Genomic DNA, 17,856 nt, shown 5'->3' on the forward strand with positions numbered 1-17,856 from the left:
CGCCCGCGCCCGGCCCGTTCACCGCTCGGGTCAGAACTTGTTCCTCGGCGTGAGCCCGAGGGAGAGGCCGGAGAGGCCGCGCTGACGGCCGCCGAGCTTGCCGGCGACGGAGCGCAGGGCGGCGCCGGCCGGGGAGTCGGGGGCGGCGAGCACGACCGGGCGGCCGTCGTCGCCGCCCTCGCGCAGCCGGACGTCGATCGGGATCGAGCCGAGCACCGGCACGGTGGCGCCGACGGTCCGGGTGAGCGCGTCCGCGACGGTCTGGCCGCCGCCGGTGCCGAACACGTCGATCATCTCGTCGCAGTGCGGGCAGGGCATGCCGGACATGTTCTCGATCACGCCGACGATCTTCTGGTGGGTCTGCACCGCGATGGTGCCGGCCCGCTCGGCGACCTCGGCGGCGGCCATCTGCGGGGTGGTGACGATCAGGATCTCGGCGTTCGGCACCAGCTGGGCCACCGAGATGGCGATGTCGCCGGTGCCGGGCGGCAGGTCGAGCAGCAGGACGTCCAGGTCGCCCCAGTAGACGTCGGCGAGGAACTGCTGCAGCGCGCGGTGCAGCATCGGGCCGCGCCAGACCACCGGGGCGTTGCCCGGGGTGAACATGCCGATCGAGATGACCTTCACGCCGTGTGCCTGCGGCGGCATGATCATGTCCTGGACCTGGGTGGGCCGGCCCTCGACGCCCAGCATGCGCGGCACGCTGTGGCCGTAGATGTCGGCGTCCACGACGGCGACCTTCAGGCCGTCGGCGGCCATCGCGGCCGCCAGGTTCACCGTCACCGAGGACTTGCCGACGCCGCCCTTGCCGGAGGCGACCGCGTAGACCCGGGTCAGTGTGCCGGGCTTGGCGAACGGGATCTCCCGCTCGGGGGCGCCGCCGCGCAGCAACTGGGAGAGCTCCTTGCGCTGCTCGTCGCTCATCACGTCGAGTTCGACCTCGACGCCGGTCACACCCGGGACCTTGCCGACCGCCTCGCGGACCCGGGTGGTGATGGTGTCGCGCATCGGACAGCCGGAGACGGTCAGGTAGACCGCGACGCGCACCGCGCCGCCCTCGGCGATCTCGACCGATTTCACCATGCCGATCTCGGTGATCGGGCGGTTGATCTCCGGGTCGTTGACGGTCGCCAGTGCCTGGCGTACGGAATCCTCCGTGACGCCGGCCGCGACCTCTGTCTCGTTGGCCATGCCTTGATGGTACGGCGCTCAGGGGGGTGGCCGACCGGCCGGTAGCGTGCCGCGGATCACAGCGCCTCGGAGGGCTCCCGGCGCTCGTCGATCTCCCTGAGCAGGGACTGGAGTTCGGAGCGGATACCGCCCAGTTCGGAGGCGATGAAGGCGCGGGTGGCGACCTCGCCGAGGCCCTGCCGCAGGGCGGCGACCTCGCGGGTCAGGTACTCGGTGTCGGCGATGTTGCGGTCGCTGCGGGCGCGGTCCTGCTCCATGTTGACGCGGTCCCGGTTGTCCTGGCGGTTCTGCGCGAGCAGGATCAGCGGCGCCGCGTACGAGGCCTGCAGCGACAGCATCAGGGTGAGGAAGATGAACGGGTAGTTGTCGAACCGCACCGAGCTGGGCAGCAGGGTGTTCCAGGCCACCCAGACGATGATCACCACCGTCATCCAGACGATGAACCGGCCGGTGCCGAGGAAGCGGGCGATCCGCTCGGAGAGCTTGCCGAAGGCCTCCGGGTCGTAGGCCGGCAGCGTGATCAGCCCGGGGCGGGCGGTGCGCGGCTGGTCGAGCCGGGTGCGGGCCGGTCCGGTGACCGAGGTCTCGGTGCGCTGGAGGCGGCCGCCCTCGCGGGTGCGCAGTTCGCGCAGCTGGCGCAGTTCCCGCAGTTCGCCCTGCAGGCGCTTGCGGGGGGAGTCGTCGCGTCGGCCCTTGCGGTCAGCGTCCACCGGTCGCCTCTCTCTCGTCGTCCAGCCCGTGCAGGGCGGCCTCGCGCCAGTCGTCGGGCAGCAGGTGGTCGAGCACGTCGTCGACGGTGACCGCGCCGAGCAGGTGGTCGCCGTCGTCGACGACGGGCGCGGCCACCATGTTGTACGTCGCCAGGTAGCTGGTGATCAGGGACAGCGGGGTGTCCGGCGGCAGCGGGTCCAGGTCGTCGTCCACCAGCGAGCCGACCAGGACGTACGGGGGCTCGCGGAGCAGCCGCTGGAAGTGCACGGTGCCCAGGTACTTGCCGGTAGGGGTCTCGTTCGGCGGGCGGCAGACGAAGACCTGTGCGGCGAGGGCCGGCTTGTGGTCGGAGATCCGGACGCGGGCGAGCGCCTCGGCCACCGTGGCGTCCGGCTCCAGCACGATCGGCTCGGTGGTCATCAGGCCGCCGGCGGTGTTCTCCTCGTACGTCAGCAGCCGCCGCACCGGCTCGGCCTCGTCCGGCTCCATCAGCTGGAGCAGCCGCTCGGCCTCGTCCCCTGGCAGTTCGGAGAGCAGGTCGGCGGCGTCGTCCGGGTCCATCGCCTCCAGGACGTCGGCGGCCCGTTCGTCCTTCAGCTTGCCGATGATCTCGACCTGGTCGTCCTCGGGCAGCTCCTCCAGGACGTCGGCGAGCCGTTCGTCGTCGAGGGCGGCGGCGACCTCGGCGCGGCGCTTGGCGGAGAGGTGGTGCAGGACGTTGGCGAGGTCGGCGGGGCGCAGCTGGTCGAAGGTGGCGAGCAGGTTGGCGGCGCCCTGGTCCTGCTCGGGGAGGGCGAAGCCGGTGACGTCCTTCCAGTTCAGGGTCAGCCGCTCGCCCTTGCCCTTGCGCAGCCGGCCGGCCCGGCCGACCTGGACGAAGACCTTGCTGATCTCCCACTCGCGCACCCGGGCCTGGACCATCGCCACGTCCAGCACGGTGACCTCCTCGGAGGTCTTGCTCCAGGTGACGGTGCGGTCCAGCAGCTCGGCGAGGACGAGGGTCTCGGACGGGCGCTGTTCGAAGCGGCGCATGTTGATCACGCCGGTGGTCAGCACCTGGCCGGACTCCAGGCTGGTCACCCTGGTCATCGGGAGGAAGATCCGGCGCCGGCCGACCACCTCGACCACCAGCCCGAGCACCCGCGGCGGGCGGCCGCCGAGCCGCAGCGAGACCACCACGTCGCGAACCCGGCCGACCTGGTCGCCGTTCGGGTCGAAGACGGCGATACCGGCGAGATGCGAGATGAAGACCCGGCCCCCTGGACCTGCCATGGACTCCCTCGACTCGCTCGACGCCCGGTCGGGCGCGCGCGGCGCGCCCCGCGTGCACAGGCTACCCGGGCCGCGGCGGACCGGCCTGGCGAGGCGTGGTTCAGCTCCCGGTGCGGCCGGTGCGGCGCTTGAACAGCAGCCGGGGCAGGCCGGCCGGGACGGGCCGGCGGGTGGTGGCGGGGGTGGGCATCGGGACGACGGCGTGCGAGTCGTCGGGCATGGCGCCCGGCTGCTCGGTGAGCAGGCCGTCGCCGCGGCCGGCCGGCTCCAGCCGCAGGACGCGGCACTCGCGGGCCCAGCGCTCGGTGATGGTGTCGGTGTCGGGCGCGTTCAGCCGCTTCCCCTTGAGCTCCTCGACCGCGCCGAGCCAGGCCTCGCCCCGCGGGGCGAGCTCGGTGACCCGGGCCGGCCAGCCGGTCAGCCGGCCGCCCTTGTCCTTGCTGCGGACGGTCACCACGGCGCCCGCCCCGGCGGCCAGACCGTGCAGCGGCTGCTCGTCGCCGTCACCGACCACCACCACGGCGCCGTCGTACCAGGCGTGCCAGAGCGCCCGGCTCTGCTCCTGGCCGTCCGCCCGCACCCAGAGCAGACCGGACTTCTTCGCGGCCTCCTCCAGCAGGGCCCGGTCGAGGAAGTCGTCGGCGGTCGCGGTCGCGGCAGGCGTACGGTCCATGGCGGACAGCGTACGTCCTGGGCCGTCCGGGAGATGTCTCACCCGTCGGGCGACAGTTCCGTGAGCGTGGCACGGGCCTTACCTTGGGAGCGCCCCTCCGGGGTGTCCGCCCCCGCCACGAGCCGAAGGAGCGCCGTGCCCGCCGCCCGGTCCGAGACCGCAGCCCCCGTCCGCACCGCCCCGGCGCCGTCGCACCCGCTGCCCACCCTCGACCTGCTGCTGCTCGCGGTCTCCGTCGCGGGCATCTCGCTCTCCGCGCCGCTGATCAGCGCCACCGCCGCGCCCGCCCTGGCGATCGCGTTCTGGCGCAACGTCATGTCGGTCGGCGTGCTCGGCCCGTACGCGCTGCTGCGGCACCGGGCGGAGCTGCGCGGGATCGGCCGGCGGGCGCTGCTGCTGGCGGTGGCGGCCGGTGTGCTGCTCGCCGTGCACTTCGCGCTCTGGATGCCGAGCCTGCGGATGACCTCGGTGGCCTCGGCGACCGCGCTGGTGACCACCACCCCGCTCTGGACGATCCTGCTGCTGCGGCTGCTCGGGGTGCGGGCGCCCCGACCGGTCTGGACCGGGACGTGCGTGGCCTTCGCCGGGGTGCTGGTGCTCACCGGGGTGGACCTCTCGCTCTCGCCCCGCGCGCTGCTCGGCGACGCGCTGGCGCTCGGCGCCGGACTGGCGGCGGCCGGGTACCTGCTGCTGGGTGCGGAGGTCCGCAGGACCGTGAGCACCACCGCGTACACGCTGGTCTGCTACGCCACCACGGCGGCGGTGCTGCTGGTGGTCTGCCTGGCCGCCGGGACGCCGATGACGGGCTGGCCGGCCGGGGTCTGGTGGCAGATCGTGCTGCTGATGGTCACCGCCCAGCTGCTCGGCCATTCGCTCAGCAACCGGGTGGTGCGCACGCTCGGCCCGTCCGTCACCTCGACCGCGATCCTGCTGGAGACGCCGGGCGCCGCGCTGATCGCGGCCGTCTGGCTGGGCCAGTGGCCCCCGGCGGCCGCGTACCCGGCGGTGGTGCTGATCCTGCTCGGTCTGGTCCTGGTCGCGCGGGGCGGCCGGAGGTAGGCGACGGCTTCAGAGCCAGCCGTTGCGGCGGAAGCCCCGGTACATCCCGATGCAGACGATGACGATCCCGCTGAGCACCACCGGGTAGCCGTACTTGGTGTCCAGCTCGGGCATGTACTTGAAGTTCATGCCGTAGACGCCGGTGATCATGGTGGGGACGGCGAAGATCGCCGCCCAGGCGGTGATCTTGCGCATGTCCTCGTTCTGCGCCACCGAGACCTGTGCCAGGTTGGCCTGGAGCAGCGAGTTCAGCAGTTCGTCGAAGCCGTGCACCTGCTCGGTGACCCGGGCGAGGTGGTCGGCGACGTCCCGGAAGTACTTCTGGATGTCCGGGTCGACCAGGCGCTGGAGCGGCTCGGAGAGCTGCTGCATCGGGCGCAGCAGCGGTGCCACCGCCCGCTTGAACTCCAGTACCTCGCGCTTGAGTTGGTAGACCCGGCCGACGTCGGTGCCCCGGCCGCCCTTGTTGGAGAAGACGTCGGACTCGATCTCGTCCACGTCGGTCTGCAGCCGGTCGGCGACCAGCAGGTAGTTGTCCACCACGTGGTCGGCGATGGCGTGGAGCACGGCGGACGGGCCCTTGGCGAGCAGCCCGGCGCCGTCCGCGTCGGCCTCCAGACGGTGCCGCAGTTCCTGCAGTGAACTGTGTCCGCCGTGCCGGACGGTGATCACGAAGTCCCGCCCGGCGAAGACCATCAGCTCGCCGGTCTCGACCACCTCGCTGGTCGGGGTGAGCTGGTCGTGCTCGACGTAGCGGATCGTCTTGAAGACGGCGAACAGCACGTCGTCGTACCGCTCGACCTTGGGCCGCTGGTGCGCGTGGACGGCGTCCTCGACCGCGAGCGGGTGCAGGCCGAAGCGCTGGGCGATGCCCTCGAACTCGGCCTCGGTGGGCTCGTGCAGGCCGATCCAGCTGAACGACCCGGAGCCCTCGGGCAGTTGCTGCGAGGCCTTGACCTGGCGGGCCGCCTCGCGCGGGCTGCAGCTCTCGCCGTGGCGGCGGCCGTGCTGGTAGACCGCGCAGTCCACCACGGAGGAGGCGGACCGGTCCGGGTGGATCGAGTCGAACAGGCCGGCCGCGGTGCGGCGGCGGTTGGTGCGGACGGCGGCGCGCAGGCTGTTGATCATCGACATGGCAGGCTCCCTTGGGCAGGAGCCGTCGCACGGCGGCGCGGTGGCGGAAGGGCCGTGGTGCGACGGCGAGGAACACCGATGGATTCCGGCGCCTGCGGTCGGTCCTCGGCCTTGCTGGGGCACGTGGTGGAGCGACCGGGCGTCGGTGGGGTGCTCTCCCGGCCGGCCCGACACTTGCCTCGGTCATCTCGACGGACGCGGCTGTTCCAGCTGCTGCTGTTGTTTCAGCCTGCGTGGCGAGGGGTACGGGGAAGGCGTCCGGGCCGGGTAGAGCTGCCGGTACTGCATGGTCGGCTGGTATCCACCGCAACCACCTCCTTCACGCCGCTGCCCCGGAGGTAAGGATCCCCGGTGGCCAGTCGCTCACACTAACATCTGACCGGCTGTCGGCGCTGGGGCGTTCCGGTGGCGGCCGTGCCAACCGCGGGGGTGCGCCGGGTTACGCTCACCGGCATGGCGCACGACTTCCCGCCCTTCGGCGATCTCCCCCCGGCCTCCGGCTGGGAGGACCCTCACGGCAGCCCGCACGGCGCCTCCCGGGAGGCGGTGCTGGCCGCCGTGGAGGCCCGGCTGCTGACCGCCTTCGGCGAGCCCGGTGGCCGTGCCGCGGTCACCTTCCTCGGCGCGGACCGGATCGAGGTGCTGCGCTTCGGCCCGGACGCCGAGGGGCTGGTCCGTTACGCGACGCTCGGGATGTCCGCCGCGCCGATGGCCGACCCGGCCGCACCGGTCGCCGACCAGGTGCGCGGCCCGCGCGTCGAACTGGTGCTGACGGTCCGCGGGGGCCGCGACAGCGTGCTCCGCTCGCTGGCCACCTTCGCCGCGACGCCGCAGGTGGAGGGCCTGGTGGTGGCCCCCGGCGGCTCGCTGGACCTCGGCGCCCCGCTCTGGGACGGCGCGCCGTTCACCTCCGTACTGGCCGCCGAACCGGGCGGTCTGGTGGCCGACCTGGAGCTGGAGGGGCCGGCCGACCCGGTCCGCTTCCTGCCGCTGCTGCCGATGACGCCCAACGAGGCCGGCTGGAAGCGGGTGCACGGCGCGGCCGCGCTGGAGGAGCGCTGGCTGAAGCACGGCACCGATCTGCGCGACCCGGAGCGGCGCGGCGTCCCGCTGGACTGACGGCCGGTCAGCCGGGGGCGCGGGGCGTCGGCCGCACCACGCCCGGTGCCCCCGTACGCCCGCGTGAGCGGTCAGCCGCCGATCGGCTTCGCGCCGGTGGCCTGGGCCAGCAGCGCCTCGTAGACGGCCGGGTCGGTGGTGTGCTCGCCGAGCCGCACGGTCTTGCGGGTGCCGTGGTAGTCGCTGGAGCCGGTGGTCAGCAGGCCGAGTTCGGCGGCCAGCGCGCGCAGCCGGGCCCGGGCCGGTTCGTCGTGGTCGATGTGGTCGACCTCCAGCGCTGCCAGGCCGGCCGCCGCGAGATCGGCGATCACCTGGTCGGAGACGGTCCGGCCGCGCTTGACCGCGCCCGGGTGGGCGAAGACCGGCACCCCGCCGGCCGCCCGGACCAGCCGGACCGCCGTGACCGGGTCGGTCTCGTGCTTGCGGACGTCCGCCCGGCCGCCGTTGGCCAGCCAGTCGGCGGTGAAGGCGTCCGAGACGGTCGCCACCACGCCCGCCTCGACCAGCGCGCTGGCGATGTGCGGCCGGCCCACCGAGCCGGTGCCCGCGATCCGTTCGACCTGCTCCCAGCTGATGTCCGCGCCCAGGGCGCGGCAGCGCTCGACGATCGCCCGCCCGCGCCGGAACCGGTCCGTGCGGACCAGCTCGCGCTCGCGCGCGAACTCCGGCTCGGCCGGGTCGAACAGGTAGGCCAGCAGATGCATGCTGATGCCGTCCACCACGCAGGACAGTTCGGCGCCCGGGACGAGGGTCAGCCGGGCCCCGGCCGGCAGCGCGCGCACCGCCCCGGCGGCCTCGGCGTGGCCCGCCACGGTGTCGTGGTCGGTGAGCGCGACCACGTCCAGGCCCGCGGCGACGGCCGCCCTGACCAGCTCCGCCGGGCTGTCGGTGCCGTCGGACGCGTTGCTGTGGGCGTGCAGGTCGATGCGCACGGAGTGTTCTCCTGGGGTGGACGCTCGCGGGTGCCGCCCAGGATAGACGCGGCGGCCGCCGGTCAGCCGAACAGGCGGGGGGAGAGCGCCCCGCAGGGCAGCAGGTCGAGCTCGGCGCCGGCCTCGCGCAGGTCGGTGAGCACCAGTTCGTCGTACATCACCAGGGCCGACTGCTCCGGCCAGGCCACCGCCCAGAGCCAGAGGCCCCGGGCCTCGCCGACGAAGACCGCGCGGTCGGCCGGGGCGTCCGGGACGTGGAACATCGGGGTGGGCCGTCCGGCCGCCATCAGCTTGGCGTCGGCGGGCTTGTAGAGCGCGACGGTCTCGCCCGGATCCGGCCCGGCCAGCCCCGCGTACCGGGCACCGAGCCCGACGCCCAGCTCCTCGGCGACCAGCACCAGCTCGCCGAAACCGCCGAGCGGCGCCGGGCCCGAGCAGGCGACGGCGGTGGCCCGGGCGCCCGAGACATCGTCACCGACGTGCGCGATACCGGTGTAGAGCCAGCCGACCGGCAGTGGCCAGGGCAGCCAGACGGGGACCTGCGAACGGGCGACGGCGACGTTCAGCGCCTCCACGCTCGGAGGCAGCACCGGCTGCATCGGATGCACGGCTCCGTGCCGGTCGCACTGCCAGGTGTCTGAGAACAGACCGGGGGCGCGCACCCGACCGGCGCACCTCGGGCAGCTTGGCTCGCCCCTCATAGCCGACAACGCTCCTCCCTCCGGACCGCCGCGTCAAGGACGATCACCCGTACGGAGGGCTCGGCGGCACCTGTCGCTGGCGGGCGCCCGGGCCGGCGCGGCGTGGGCGGCTCCCGCTAGGGGATGTCCAGCGGCGGGCGGCGGCAAACGTCGGCCGGTCCGCGCCCGGTGGACGGAGCGGGGCGGCCCCGGACGCACTGACGCCCCGTCATCGTCGGTTGCGGTGACAGGGCGTCAGTCGGGTATCGGAACGTCGGGATCGGACGCTCCCGGCTCTTCGGCGGCGGGTGAGGGCTCCCGGTCGGAGGCGCCGCGCTGGGTCAGACGGTCGGGCACGGACGGATCAGCAGGCGTTCGCCGGTGTGGGCGGCGGCCTGGACGACCTCGCGGACGGTCTCGGCATCGGCGATCAGGGGGTTGGTGGCGCCACCGTGGGCGTCGTCCAGTCGGAGGATCTCGAAGCGCATGGGCCTCTCCTTTCCTGGCCCCGTCGGGCGGGGCGGTCGTGGCTGACTCGATATCAGCCCACTCGGGGACTGTCGGATCCGTCGCATCGGTCGGATCTGTGCGATCTGTCGGGTCGAACGGTCGACGATCTGCTGCGGCAAAGGGCTCCCCCCTGCTTGCCAAGTGCGTCTGGTGCCTCATGAACCACGGTGACGTGGCGGTGCTACCGGGCCGTTGCCCGTCCGTAAAGTCCTGGTTTCGGCTGACTCGCGCCGACGTCGATGTCGACGATGATTCCCGGACAGAATCAAATATTACCGCAACTAACGAATTTTGTCCTCTGTGCCGCCCGAAGTTGATCGAACAACGGAGGGCCCGGAGTGGTCACGAGTGGTCCAGACCGGTCCGGGCCCCGGCGGGCTCAGGCCCAGAAGTCCAGCAGCGCCTCGGCGGTCGCGGCCGGCCGCTCCGCGTTGGGGGAGTGCCCGGCGTCCTCGACGACCACCCGGCGGGCGCCCAGCCGCTCGGCCATCCGGGTCTGCTCCGGCACCGGCCAGGCGTAGTCCCGCACGCCGGAGAGCACCAGGGCGGGCAGGACGGCGGCGGTCGCGGCCAGCTCGTCCACCCGGTCCGGCGCGGAGATCAGATGGGCACCGGTGGTGCTCAGCGCCTGCGGCACATTGGCCACCCAGCGGCGGTGCAGGAACTCCGCGACCTCCGCGGACGGGCGCCGCTCCCGGTCGCCGGCGCCCTCCTCCAACTGCTGGAGCACCTGCCAGATCTCCTCCAGGCTCATCGTCGGCAGCACGTCGATCAGCAGCTTGGTGCGCGCCGCCTCGCCCGGCTCGATCGGGCCGGGTCCGGTGGACATCAGCGTCAGCGAGCGCCACGGCAGCGGGCCCGCCCCGGCCCCCAGGACGGCCTCCCGGGCCACCTGGCCGCCGAAGGAGTGGCCGAGCAGGTGCAACGGTCCGCCCCCGGGACCGCCCTCGGCCAGCAGGGCCGCGGACAGCGCCCGGACGTCCGCGCCCAGCGCGGACACGGCGTAGACGGCCGGGTCGTCGGGACCGCCGGTCTCGTACTGGCCGCGCTGGTCGACCGCGGTCACCCGGTGGCCGGCCGCCGCCAGCGGCTCCAGCAGCGCGATGAAGTCCTCCTTGCTGCCGGTGAAACCGGGCACCAGCAGCGCCGCCCCCCGTACCTCCCCGGCCGGCTCGGCCCGCAGCGCGGCGAACTCCCCGCGGGCGGTCGCGATCCGCAGCGCACGCGCGCAGGAGGGAAGGGTGAGGAACGGCGGCGTGCTCATGGGCGGATCTCCTCAGGGGCATGCGACTGGCCGGTAACCCGAGCTTAGGGCCTGCCCGGCGGGCCCGGCGCGGCGGGGAACGCCGAAGGGGACGGGCCGGTCGCGGACCGGCCCGTCCCCTTCGGGGCGGTGCGTCAGCTCTCCGGGGTCGCCTCGGTGGCGGCGGCCGGGCGGCGGGTGCGAGTGCGGCGGCGCGGGGCGGCGGCCTCGGCCGGGGCGTCCGCGGCGGCCTCGGGCGCGGCCTCGACGGCGGTCTCGGCCTTCGCCTTGGCCCGGCTGCGGGTCCGCGGCTTGGTGGCCGGCTTCTCCTCGGCGACGGCGACGGCGGCGACCGCGGCGGCCGGAGCCTCGGCGGGCGCCTCGGTCACCGTGACGGTCGTGCCCTCGCCGGCGGCGGCGGTGCCGCGCGGGCGGCGACGGCGGCGGCGCGGAGCGGCCTCGCCCTCGGCGCCCTCGACGGCAGGAGCGGCCGGGGCCTCGACCGCCGAAGCGGCGCCGGCCGGGCTCTCCACCACCGCGTCGCCCTCGACGGCGGAGCCGCCACGGGTGCGCCGGCGCTCACGGGTGCGGCGGGCCGGCTTCTCCTCGACGGCCTCGGCGGTGGCCGTACCGGTCCGGCCGGAGCCGCCCCGGGTGCCACCGCCACCGTTACCGCCACCGTTACCGCCACGGCCCCGGCCGGCCGCCGAACGCGAACCGCGCCCGCCGGTCTCGCCGAGGTCCTCGACCTCCTCCGCGCCCAGGCCGGCGCGGGTCCGCTCGGAGCGGGGCAGCACGCCGGTGGTCCCCGGGGCGATCTTCAGCAGCTCGTACAGGTGCGCCGAGGTGGAGTAGGTCTCCTCCGGGTCGTTGAACGACAGGTCCAGCGCCTTGTTGATCAGCTGCCAGCGCGGGATGTCGTCCCAGTCCACCAGCGTGACGGCGGTGCCGGAGGCGCCGGCCCGGCCGGTGCGGCCGATCCGGTGCAGGTAGGTCTTCTCGTCCTCGGGGCACTGGTAGTTGATGACGTGCGTGACGCCCTCGACGTCGATGCCGCGGGCGGCGACGTCGGTGCAGACCAGGACGTCGACCTTGCCGTTGCGGAACGCCCGCAGGGCCTGCTCGCGCGCGCCCTGGCCGAGGTCGCCGTGCACCGCGCCGGCCGCGAAGCCGCGCTGGGTGAGCTGGTCGGAGACGTCGGCGGCGGTGCGCTTGGTGCGGCAGAAGATCATCGCCAGCCCGCGGCCGTCGGCCTGCAGGATGCGCGAGACCGTCTCCACCTTGTCGAGCGAGTGCGCCCGGAAGATGTGCTGGTCGACGCTGGCGACGGTGTGGCCGGTGTCGTCCGGGGCAGCGGCCCGGATGTGGGTCGGCTGGTTCATGTACCGGCGGGCGAGGCTGATCACCTGGCCCGGCATGGTGGCCGAGAACAGCAGGGTCTGCCGCTTGGCGGGCAGCATGGTGAGGATCTTCTCGACGTCGGGCAGGAAGCCCAGGTCGAGCATCTCGTCGGCCTCGTCCAGGACGAGCGCGCGGACCGTGGACAGGTTCAGCTTCTTCTGCCCGGCGAGGTCCAGCAGACGGCCCGGGGTGCCGACGACGATGTCGACGCCCTTCTTCAGGGCCTCGACCTGCGGCTCGTACGCCCGGCCGCCGTAGACGGCCAGCACGCGGACGTCGCGCACCTTGCCGGCGGTCTGCAGGTCGTTGGTGACCTGGGTGCACAGCTCACGCGTCGGGACGACGATCAGCGCCTGCGGGGACTCGGAGAGCTGCTCCTCGGTGGCCCGGCCGGCGTCGATGTCGGCCCGGACGACGACCCGCTCGATCAGCGGGAGGCCGAAACCGAGCGTCTTGCCGGTGCCGGTCTTGGCCTGGCCGATGACGTCGTGGCCGGTCAGCGCGACCGGGAGGGTCATCTCCTGGATGGGGAAGGGATGGACGATGCCGACGGACTCGAGCGCCTCGGCGGTCTCCGGGAGGATCCCCAGATCCCGGAACGTCGTCTTGATGGGTTCAGCGGTGGTGGACAGGGTGCTGCCTCTTCCGTGTGGGAGGGGCCGAGAGCGAGCGGCGGGCGGGCAGCCGCGCGGCTGCGTACGGGCCTGGACGGCCCTGAATACAGCTGCGCGGACGCACAACCGCGCCGGTCCCTGCGGCCGGCCGGTCCGCGCGGCCCGGTACGGGGCGCGTCGCCGGCGGCGTCGGGGAGGATTCCCGTGAGGGACCTGCGCGGGACCTTCGCCTGGCGGCGCGGTCCGCGGCGGCCCTCGCTCGGCCACTGATGCGGTGCCAAGGCTTGAAGTCCAAGCCATGGTCGGAGCCGATCGGCTCTCCGACCGGGCATCCGCGTACGTGAGTACCCGGCTTCCGGTACGGACACGTCCTGATGGACGGTGCCGTTACGGAGCGGGCTTGCCCGGCGCACCGAGACGGCGGTGACACCGTGCGAGCACTACGGGCCTCCCTACCACCATACAGTCACGCGACGACTCGAACACGTGACGCTTCTGACACCGGGGTGAGCGGCGGGTGTCCGGGGCGGAACTTTTCGGTGGTGGTCCTGGGGCGGAGGCGCCGGCGGCCGGCCCGGGCGACCGGGGGCGGGTACGGCGCGGGGGGGCCGGGGCCGGGCCGGGGAGCCCGCGGCGGCGGCCGGAGACGTGTACCGCAGGGCGGGCCGGACTAAGGTGGCAGGTCATGGAGACCCATGGTGAGACGCAGGACGACGCGGCCGGTTCGATCGGGGACTGGGCGGCCCGCTCGGCCGATCCGGGATACCGGGCGGCCGTGCTGGACCTGCTCGGCGCCCTCGCGTACGGCGAGCTGAGCGCCTTCGAGCGGCTCGCCGAGGACGCCAAGCTCGCGCCCGACCTCGCCGACAAGGCGGCGCTGGCCCGGATGGCCTCCGCCGAGTTCCAGCACTACCAGCGCCTGCACGACCGGCTCGCCGAGGTGGGCGCGGACCCGCAGGAGGCGATGCGGCCGTTCGTCGAGCCGCTGGAGCTCTTCCACCGGATGACCGCGCCCTCGGACTGGCTGGAGGGCCTGGTCAAGGCCTACGTCGGCGACGCGATCGCGACCGACTTCTACCGCGAGGTGGCCGTCCGGCTGGACGACGACACCCGCGACCTGGTGCTCGGCGTGATGTCGGACACCGGGCACGCCCAGTTCGCCGTCGACAAGGTCCGCCAGGCCATCGAGGCGGACCCGCGGGCCGGCGGCCGGCTCGCGCTCTGGGGCCGACGGCTGATGGGCGAGGCGCTGAGCCAGGCCCAGCGGGTGGTCGCGGAGCGGGACGCGCTCTCCAACCTGCTGGTCGGCGGTGTGCAGCTGCAGGGCTTCGACCTGGTCGAGGTCGGCAAGATGTTCAACCGGATCACCGAGGCGCACACCAAGCGGATGGCCGCGCTGGGCCTCGCCTCCTGAGACCGCGCCCCGTCAGGCAGGCCGGTGGCGCCGCTGCGCGCGGTGCGCGCCCGGGCGGTGGGGGCGGTGCCGGTGGGCCGGTGCCCGCCCGGCCGCCAGGTCGGGCCGGGCCAGCACCGAGGTGAGCAGGGCGGAGACGACGGCCGAGACGCCGAGCGTCACCGCCGGGTACCCGCCGTTCAGGGTGAAGTGCGTGATCACCCCGCTGACCAGGGCCGCCACCAGCGCCGTCCCGATCGTCAGCCCCCGGCCGGCCGGGAAGTGGGCGGGCAGTGCGAGCAGCGCGGCCGAGCCGACGATCAGGCCGATGAGGACGAAGGCGATCGACTCGACCAGCAAGGCTGCCTCCCGGGGTGCGGGTGCGGGTGCGGCGTGCGGACGGCCGCACTGTCGCCCTACCCCTGATGACCCGGCCGTACACGCAGCGGTGCCCCGCCCCCTCGGTGAGGGGGCGGGGCACCGGGCAGCGTCTCAGCTGGTGCCGAACCCGACCTTGCGGGCCGCCGACTCGCCGATCTCCACGTACGCCAGGCGCTCGGCCGGGACGATGACGCGGCGGCCGTGCTCGTCGGTCAGCGAGAAGAGCTTCGAGGTGCCCTCCAGCGCCTTGGCGATCGCGCTCTCGACCTCTTCGGCAGTCTGCGAGCTCTCGATCACGATCTCGCGCGGCGCGTTCTGCACGCCGATCTTGACCTCCACGGCTTCCGTCCCTCCGGGGTTGCAGCCATCCACGCACGGGCACCGGACCGCCTGGGACAAGCGTTCGCGACGACCGCGCCGTACGGCTTCACCATAGAGCACACGATCAGCGCCGAGGCGAAGGTCAGCGCATCACCGCTCTTCGCCCGCCGCCTCCGCGGCCTCGGCGACGGGATGCATCGGGAAGCCCTTCAGACCGCGCCAGGCCAGGCTCGCGACCAGCCGGACCGCCTCGTCGCGGGGGATCTCCAGCCCCTGCGAGAGCCAGTAGCGGGCGGTGATCTGGGCCAGGCCGCAGACCCCGGCGGCGAGCAGCTTGGACTCGGCCTCCGGCAGGTCGGTGTCCTCCTGGATCACCTTGCTGACCAGGGTCGCGCTGGCGTCCGAGGCACGCTCGACGCGCTCGCGCACGGCCGGTTCGTTGGTCAGGTCCGACTCGAAGACCAGCCGGAAGGCGCCGGACTCGCTGGAGACGTAGTTGAAGTACGCCTCCATGGTCGCGGCCACCCGCTGCTTGTTGTCGGTGGTCGCGGCCAGCGCCGCGCGGGTCGACTCGACCAGGGCGTCGCAGTGCTTGTCCAGCAGCGCCAGGTAGAGCTCCAGCTTTCCGGGGAAGTGCTGGTACAGCACCGGCTTGCTGACCCCGGCGCGGTCGGCGATGTCGTCCATGGCGGCCGCGTGGTAACCCTGCGCGACGAACACCTCCTGGGCGGCACCGAGCAGTTGTTCACGGCGGGCGCTTCGCGGCAGGCGGGCACCGCGCGGGCGCTCCTGCGCCTCCTGGATGGCCGTCACGGCGCTCCTCACTTCACGGGTTGTTCGGGGCTGGCAAGATGACCGATTCTACTTTTCGGTAACCACCTTCGCGCTTGGCGAGCGTGAGAAAAGCACCGAGCCCCCTTGTCAGGAGCCCACAATACGGCGCTGACCACGGCTGACGGCAGTGGTGTGACGTCGGCCGGGAGGGCGGCCCGGGCCCGGGGGCGCGGGGTGGCGTCTCACTACCATCGTCCACCATGAGCAGCGCTGAGCAGCAGGTACGGACGGAGGCAGGGCGGCCCGGGCCGCTCCGCACGGTCGAGGTCCCCGTTCCGGTGCCGGCGGCGCACCGGCCCGGCGGTGACGGTGGTGGCGCGGACGGGCGGGAGCCGGCGCTCTTCGTGCACGGGCTCGGCGGCTCGGCGGCCAACTGGACGGCGCTGATGGACCGCCTCGGCGGCCTGGTCGACGGTGAGGCCGTGGACCTGCCCGGCTTCGGCCGGTCCGCTCCGCCGGCCGACGGCAACCTGACCGTCTCCGGCCACGTCCGCGCGGTGATCGGCCACCTGGAGGCGGCCGGGCGCGGTCCGGTGCACCTGTTCGGCAACTCGCTGGGCGGGGCCGTCGCCGTCCGGCTCGCCGCGCTCCGCCCCGACCTGGTGCGCAGCCTCACCCTGATCTCGCCCGCGCTGCCCGAACTGCCGCCGCAGCGCACGGCCTGGCCGACCGGGCTGCTCGCGGTGCCCGGGGTCCCCGCGCTGCTGCGCCGGCTGCCGTCGAAGGGGCGGGCCCCCGAGGCCGCCACCGAGGAACTGCTGAGGCTGGTCTACGGAGACCCGGACGGCCTGTCCGAGGCCGCCCGGGCCGCGGCGGTGGCCGAGTACCGGAGCCGACTGGCGGTGCCGTACGCGATGCGGGCGCTGACCGGGTCGGCGCGCGGAATCGTTTCGGCTTACACCGAGCGCGGCGACCAGTCGCTCTGGCGGCAGGCCGAGCAGGTGCGGGTGCCGGTGCTGCTGGTGTACGGGCTGCGGGACAAGCTGGTCTCCTACCGCTCGGCGCGGCGGGCCTGCGCGGCGTTCGCGGACGCCCGGCTGCTGGTGCTGCCGGACTCGGGGCACGTGGCGATGATGGAGCACCCCGAGCAGGTGGCGCGCGCGGTCCGGGAGCTGCTCGGGCGCGGCTGACCCGCCCGGAGCGGGAGAGCCCCAACGCCCCGGCCCGGGCGAGGTCACGCGGGTTCACTCGTTCAGGTGGCAGCCAGGCATGTGACCGATGGATCGCCGGGGGCCGGTCCTACCTTTCTGCTGTCGGACCGAACACATGTGGGGGCGTCGCGGCAGCCGGAGGATCCGGAGGGCGGCCGTACGCAGGGTGACGGCGGGTCGGAGGTGACCGCCGGGCGGCCGCCCCGCCGGCCGGCGGCACCCCGGCCGGGCCGCGATGCCGCCGGCCGACCGGGCCCCTCGGCCCCGGGCCGTTCCCGGGCCGGTCGCGGGGCCATTCCGGGTGGCCGCCCAGGCCGCTCAAGCAATCCGTCGATCCCGCTCTGCTCTGGAGGTCTCCCGTGCGCATAGCCCTGCTCACCGAGGGTGCCCGCCTGTATTCCCGGCGTGGTTCCGGCGGCCTGGCCGCGGTGGGCCTCTGCCATCTGGCGGGCGGCGGCGCGGCGCTGCCCGCGCCGGGGGCGGGCCGGGACGCCGAGCCGGTGCCGTACGCCTTCGCCCGGGTCCGGGCCGGGCGGCCCGCGGCGCGGCCGGTGATCCACGGTGAGGAGACGGCGCCCGGCCACCGGGCGCACCGCGAGGCCGTGGCCGGCCGGCCGGGAGTGGCCGGGGCGGTGGAATTCGCCGGACGGCCCGCATCGTCGGCGCGGGCCTGGGAGGGTGGCACCGTGGTCGTCTTCTCGGCGCTCGCCCCGCGCGGTCCGCGGCTGCCGGCGGACGCGATGCTCAGCGGTCGGGCGGTGGTCCCCACCGATGTGGGGGTGGCACGTGAGGCGGCTGGGCCGACCGGGCCGCTGGTCCCGCCCCGGGATCCGGACGCGCCGGCGGGTGCCTGCCCGGCGCTGCCGCGGGACGAGGAGCGGGGGTCCCGGCCGGGGTCGGCCGGGCGGCTGAGGGCGCAGGAACGCTTCGCCGTGGAACGGGTGGTCGGCGCGTTCCGCGAGATCTGCCCGGAGCCGGTCTCGCGGTGGCCGGCCTTCCCGGCGGCCGGGGCCGACGGCGGGGCCGGGGAGCGTTCGCGCCCGTTCGCCCGGCCCACCGGGTACCGGCCGGCCGCCGCGCCGGGCGCGCTCGCCGCTCCCGCGCTCTGGCTCGCGCTGCTCGCGCTGGGCCGGGCCGGCCCGCACCGCTGACCGGGCCCGCGCCGGTGCCGCCACCGATCCACTGTCCTGTTGTTCATTCTGTCCGCCAGGTCGTACCGACCTCGCTTCGTGGAAGG

At 74.3% G+C, this 17,856-nt stretch carries 18 protein-coding genes; 5 read left to right on the top strand and 13 right to left on the bottom strand.

Annotation, left to right across the window (positions count from 1 at the left end; all coding sequences use genetic code 11):
* Positions 1–30 precede the first annotated feature (30 nt).
* The 4 genes from AB0P06_RS24800 to AB0P06_RS24815 all read right to left on the bottom strand — a co-directional run bounded on the left by AB0P06_RS24800 (position 31) and on the right by AB0P06_RS24815 (position 3,847).
* Complete coding sequence (locus AB0P06_RS24800) at positions 31–1,191, bottom strand: Mrp/NBP35 family ATP-binding protein (protein ID WP_363610861.1); 1,161 nt, start codon at positions 1,189–1,191, stop codon at positions 31–33.
* 56 nt (positions 1,192–1,247) lie between these two features.
* A complete protein-coding gene (locus AB0P06_RS24805) occupies positions 1,248–1,814 on the bottom strand; it encodes a DUF1003 domain-containing protein (RefSeq protein ID WP_363610937.1) in 567 nt (188 codons plus the stop codon).
* Between the two features lie 76 nt (positions 1,815–1,890).
* Positions 1,891–3,174, bottom strand: a complete 1,284-nt coding sequence (locus AB0P06_RS24810; protein WP_363610863.1) for a CBS domain-containing protein — start codon at positions 3,172–3,174, stop codon at positions 1,891–1,893.
* A 100-nt stretch (positions 3,175–3,274) separates the two neighbouring features.
* A complete protein-coding gene (locus AB0P06_RS24815) occupies positions 3,275–3,847 on the bottom strand; it encodes a hypothetical protein (RefSeq protein WP_363610865.1) in 573 nt (190 codons plus the stop codon).
* A gap of 198 nt (positions 3,848–4,045) precedes the next feature.
* Here AB0P06_RS24815 and AB0P06_RS24820 point away from each other — a divergent pair, with 198 nt between their 5' ends.
* Entirely contained in the window at positions 4,046–4,906 is an 861-nt protein-coding gene (locus AB0P06_RS24820; RefSeq protein WP_363610939.1) for a DMT family transporter, read from the top strand.
* Positions 4,907–4,915: 9 nt separating this feature from the next.
* On the opposite strand, the gene corA is transcribed toward AB0P06_RS24820, so the two are convergent.
* Positions 4,916–6,040, bottom strand: coding sequence for a magnesium/cobalt transporter CorA (gene corA, locus AB0P06_RS24825; protein WP_363610867.1), 1,125 nt, complete (start codon positions 6,038–6,040; stop codon positions 4,916–4,918).
* Positions 6,041–6,493: 453 nt separating this feature from the next.
* On the opposite strand from corA, the gene AB0P06_RS24830 reads away from it, so the two are divergent.
* Positions 6,494–7,159 (top strand): suppressor of fused domain protein, encoded by a 666-nt coding sequence (locus tag AB0P06_RS24830; protein ID WP_363610869.1) that lies wholly within the window; start codon positions 6,494–6,496, stop codon positions 7,157–7,159.
* Between the two features lie 71 nt (positions 7,160–7,230).
* On the opposite strand, the gene AB0P06_RS24835 is transcribed toward AB0P06_RS24830, so the two are convergent.
* From AB0P06_RS24835 to AB0P06_RS24855, 5 genes are all read right to left on the bottom strand, one after another.
* Positions 7,231–8,091: a PHP domain-containing protein gene (locus AB0P06_RS24835; RefSeq protein ID WP_363610871.1), complete on the bottom strand. Its 861-nt coding sequence runs from the start codon at positions 8,089–8,091 to the stop codon at positions 7,231–7,233.
* Between the two features lie 62 nt (positions 8,092–8,153).
* Positions 8,154–8,792, bottom strand: coding sequence for a DUF6758 family protein (locus AB0P06_RS24840; protein ID WP_363610873.1), 639 nt, complete (start codon positions 8,790–8,792; stop codon positions 8,154–8,156).
* 320 nt (positions 8,793–9,112) lie between these two features.
* Positions 9,113–9,259, bottom strand: coding sequence for a hypothetical protein (locus AB0P06_RS24845; protein WP_363610875.1), 147 nt, complete (start codon positions 9,257–9,259; stop codon positions 9,113–9,115).
* A gap of 401 nt (positions 9,260–9,660) precedes the next feature.
* Positions 9,661–10,545 carry an alpha/beta hydrolase gene (locus AB0P06_RS24850; protein ID WP_363610877.1) on the bottom strand — a complete coding sequence of 295 codons (885 nt, stop codon included), beginning with the start codon at positions 10,543–10,545 and terminating at the stop codon, positions 9,661–9,663.
* A gap of 134 nt (positions 10,546–10,679) precedes the next feature.
* Positions 10,680–12,443: a DEAD/DEAH box helicase gene (locus AB0P06_RS24855; protein WP_363610879.1), complete on the bottom strand. Its 1,764-nt coding sequence runs from the start codon at positions 12,441–12,443 to the stop codon at positions 10,680–10,682.
* A gap of 781 nt (positions 12,444–13,224) precedes the next feature.
* Here AB0P06_RS24855 and AB0P06_RS24860 point away from each other — a divergent pair.
* The gene (locus tag AB0P06_RS24860; RefSeq protein ID WP_363610881.1) at positions 13,225–13,953 is read left to right on the top strand and encodes a ferritin-like fold-containing protein; all 729 of its coding nucleotides are present in this window, start codon (positions 13,225–13,227) and stop codon (positions 13,951–13,953) included.
* A 12-nt stretch (positions 13,954–13,965) separates the two neighbouring features.
* On the opposite strand, the gene AB0P06_RS24865 is transcribed toward AB0P06_RS24860, so the two are convergent.
* The 3 genes from AB0P06_RS24865 to AB0P06_RS24875 form a co-directional block, all read right to left on the bottom strand.
* Positions 13,966–14,292: a hypothetical protein gene (locus AB0P06_RS24865; RefSeq protein ID WP_363610883.1), complete on the bottom strand. Its 327-nt coding sequence runs from the start codon at positions 14,290–14,292 to the stop codon at positions 13,966–13,968.
* 132 nt (positions 14,293–14,424) lie between these two features.
* A complete protein-coding gene (locus AB0P06_RS24870; protein ID WP_363610885.1) occupies positions 14,425–14,652 on the bottom strand; it encodes a DUF3107 domain-containing protein in 228 nt (75 codons plus the stop codon).
* A 132-nt stretch (positions 14,653–14,784) separates the two neighbouring features.
* Positions 14,785–15,447 carry a TetR/AcrR family transcriptional regulator gene (locus tag AB0P06_RS24875; RefSeq protein ID WP_363610887.1) on the bottom strand — a complete coding sequence of 221 codons (663 nt, stop codon included), beginning with the start codon at positions 15,445–15,447 and terminating at the stop codon, positions 14,785–14,787.
* 221 nt (positions 15,448–15,668) lie between these two features.
* Here AB0P06_RS24875 and AB0P06_RS24880 point away from each other — a divergent pair, with 221 nt between their 5' ends.
* Together AB0P06_RS24880 and AB0P06_RS24885 are read left to right on the top strand one after the other, a co-directional pair.
* Entirely contained in the window at positions 15,669–16,598 is a 930-nt protein-coding gene (locus AB0P06_RS24880; protein ID WP_363610889.1) for an alpha/beta hydrolase, read from the top strand.
* Between the two features lie 380 nt (positions 16,599–16,978).
* Positions 16,979–17,770 carry a glycosyltransferase gene (locus AB0P06_RS24885; RefSeq protein ID WP_363610891.1) on the top strand — a complete coding sequence of 264 codons (792 nt, stop codon included), beginning with the start codon at positions 16,979–16,981 and terminating at the stop codon, positions 17,768–17,770.
* Positions 17,771–17,856 lie beyond the last annotated feature (86 nt).

Source organism: Kitasatospora sp. NPDC088351, assembly GCF_040685575.1.
Taxonomy (GTDB): Bacteria; Actinomycetota; Actinomycetes; order Streptomycetales; family Streptomycetaceae; genus Kitasatospora.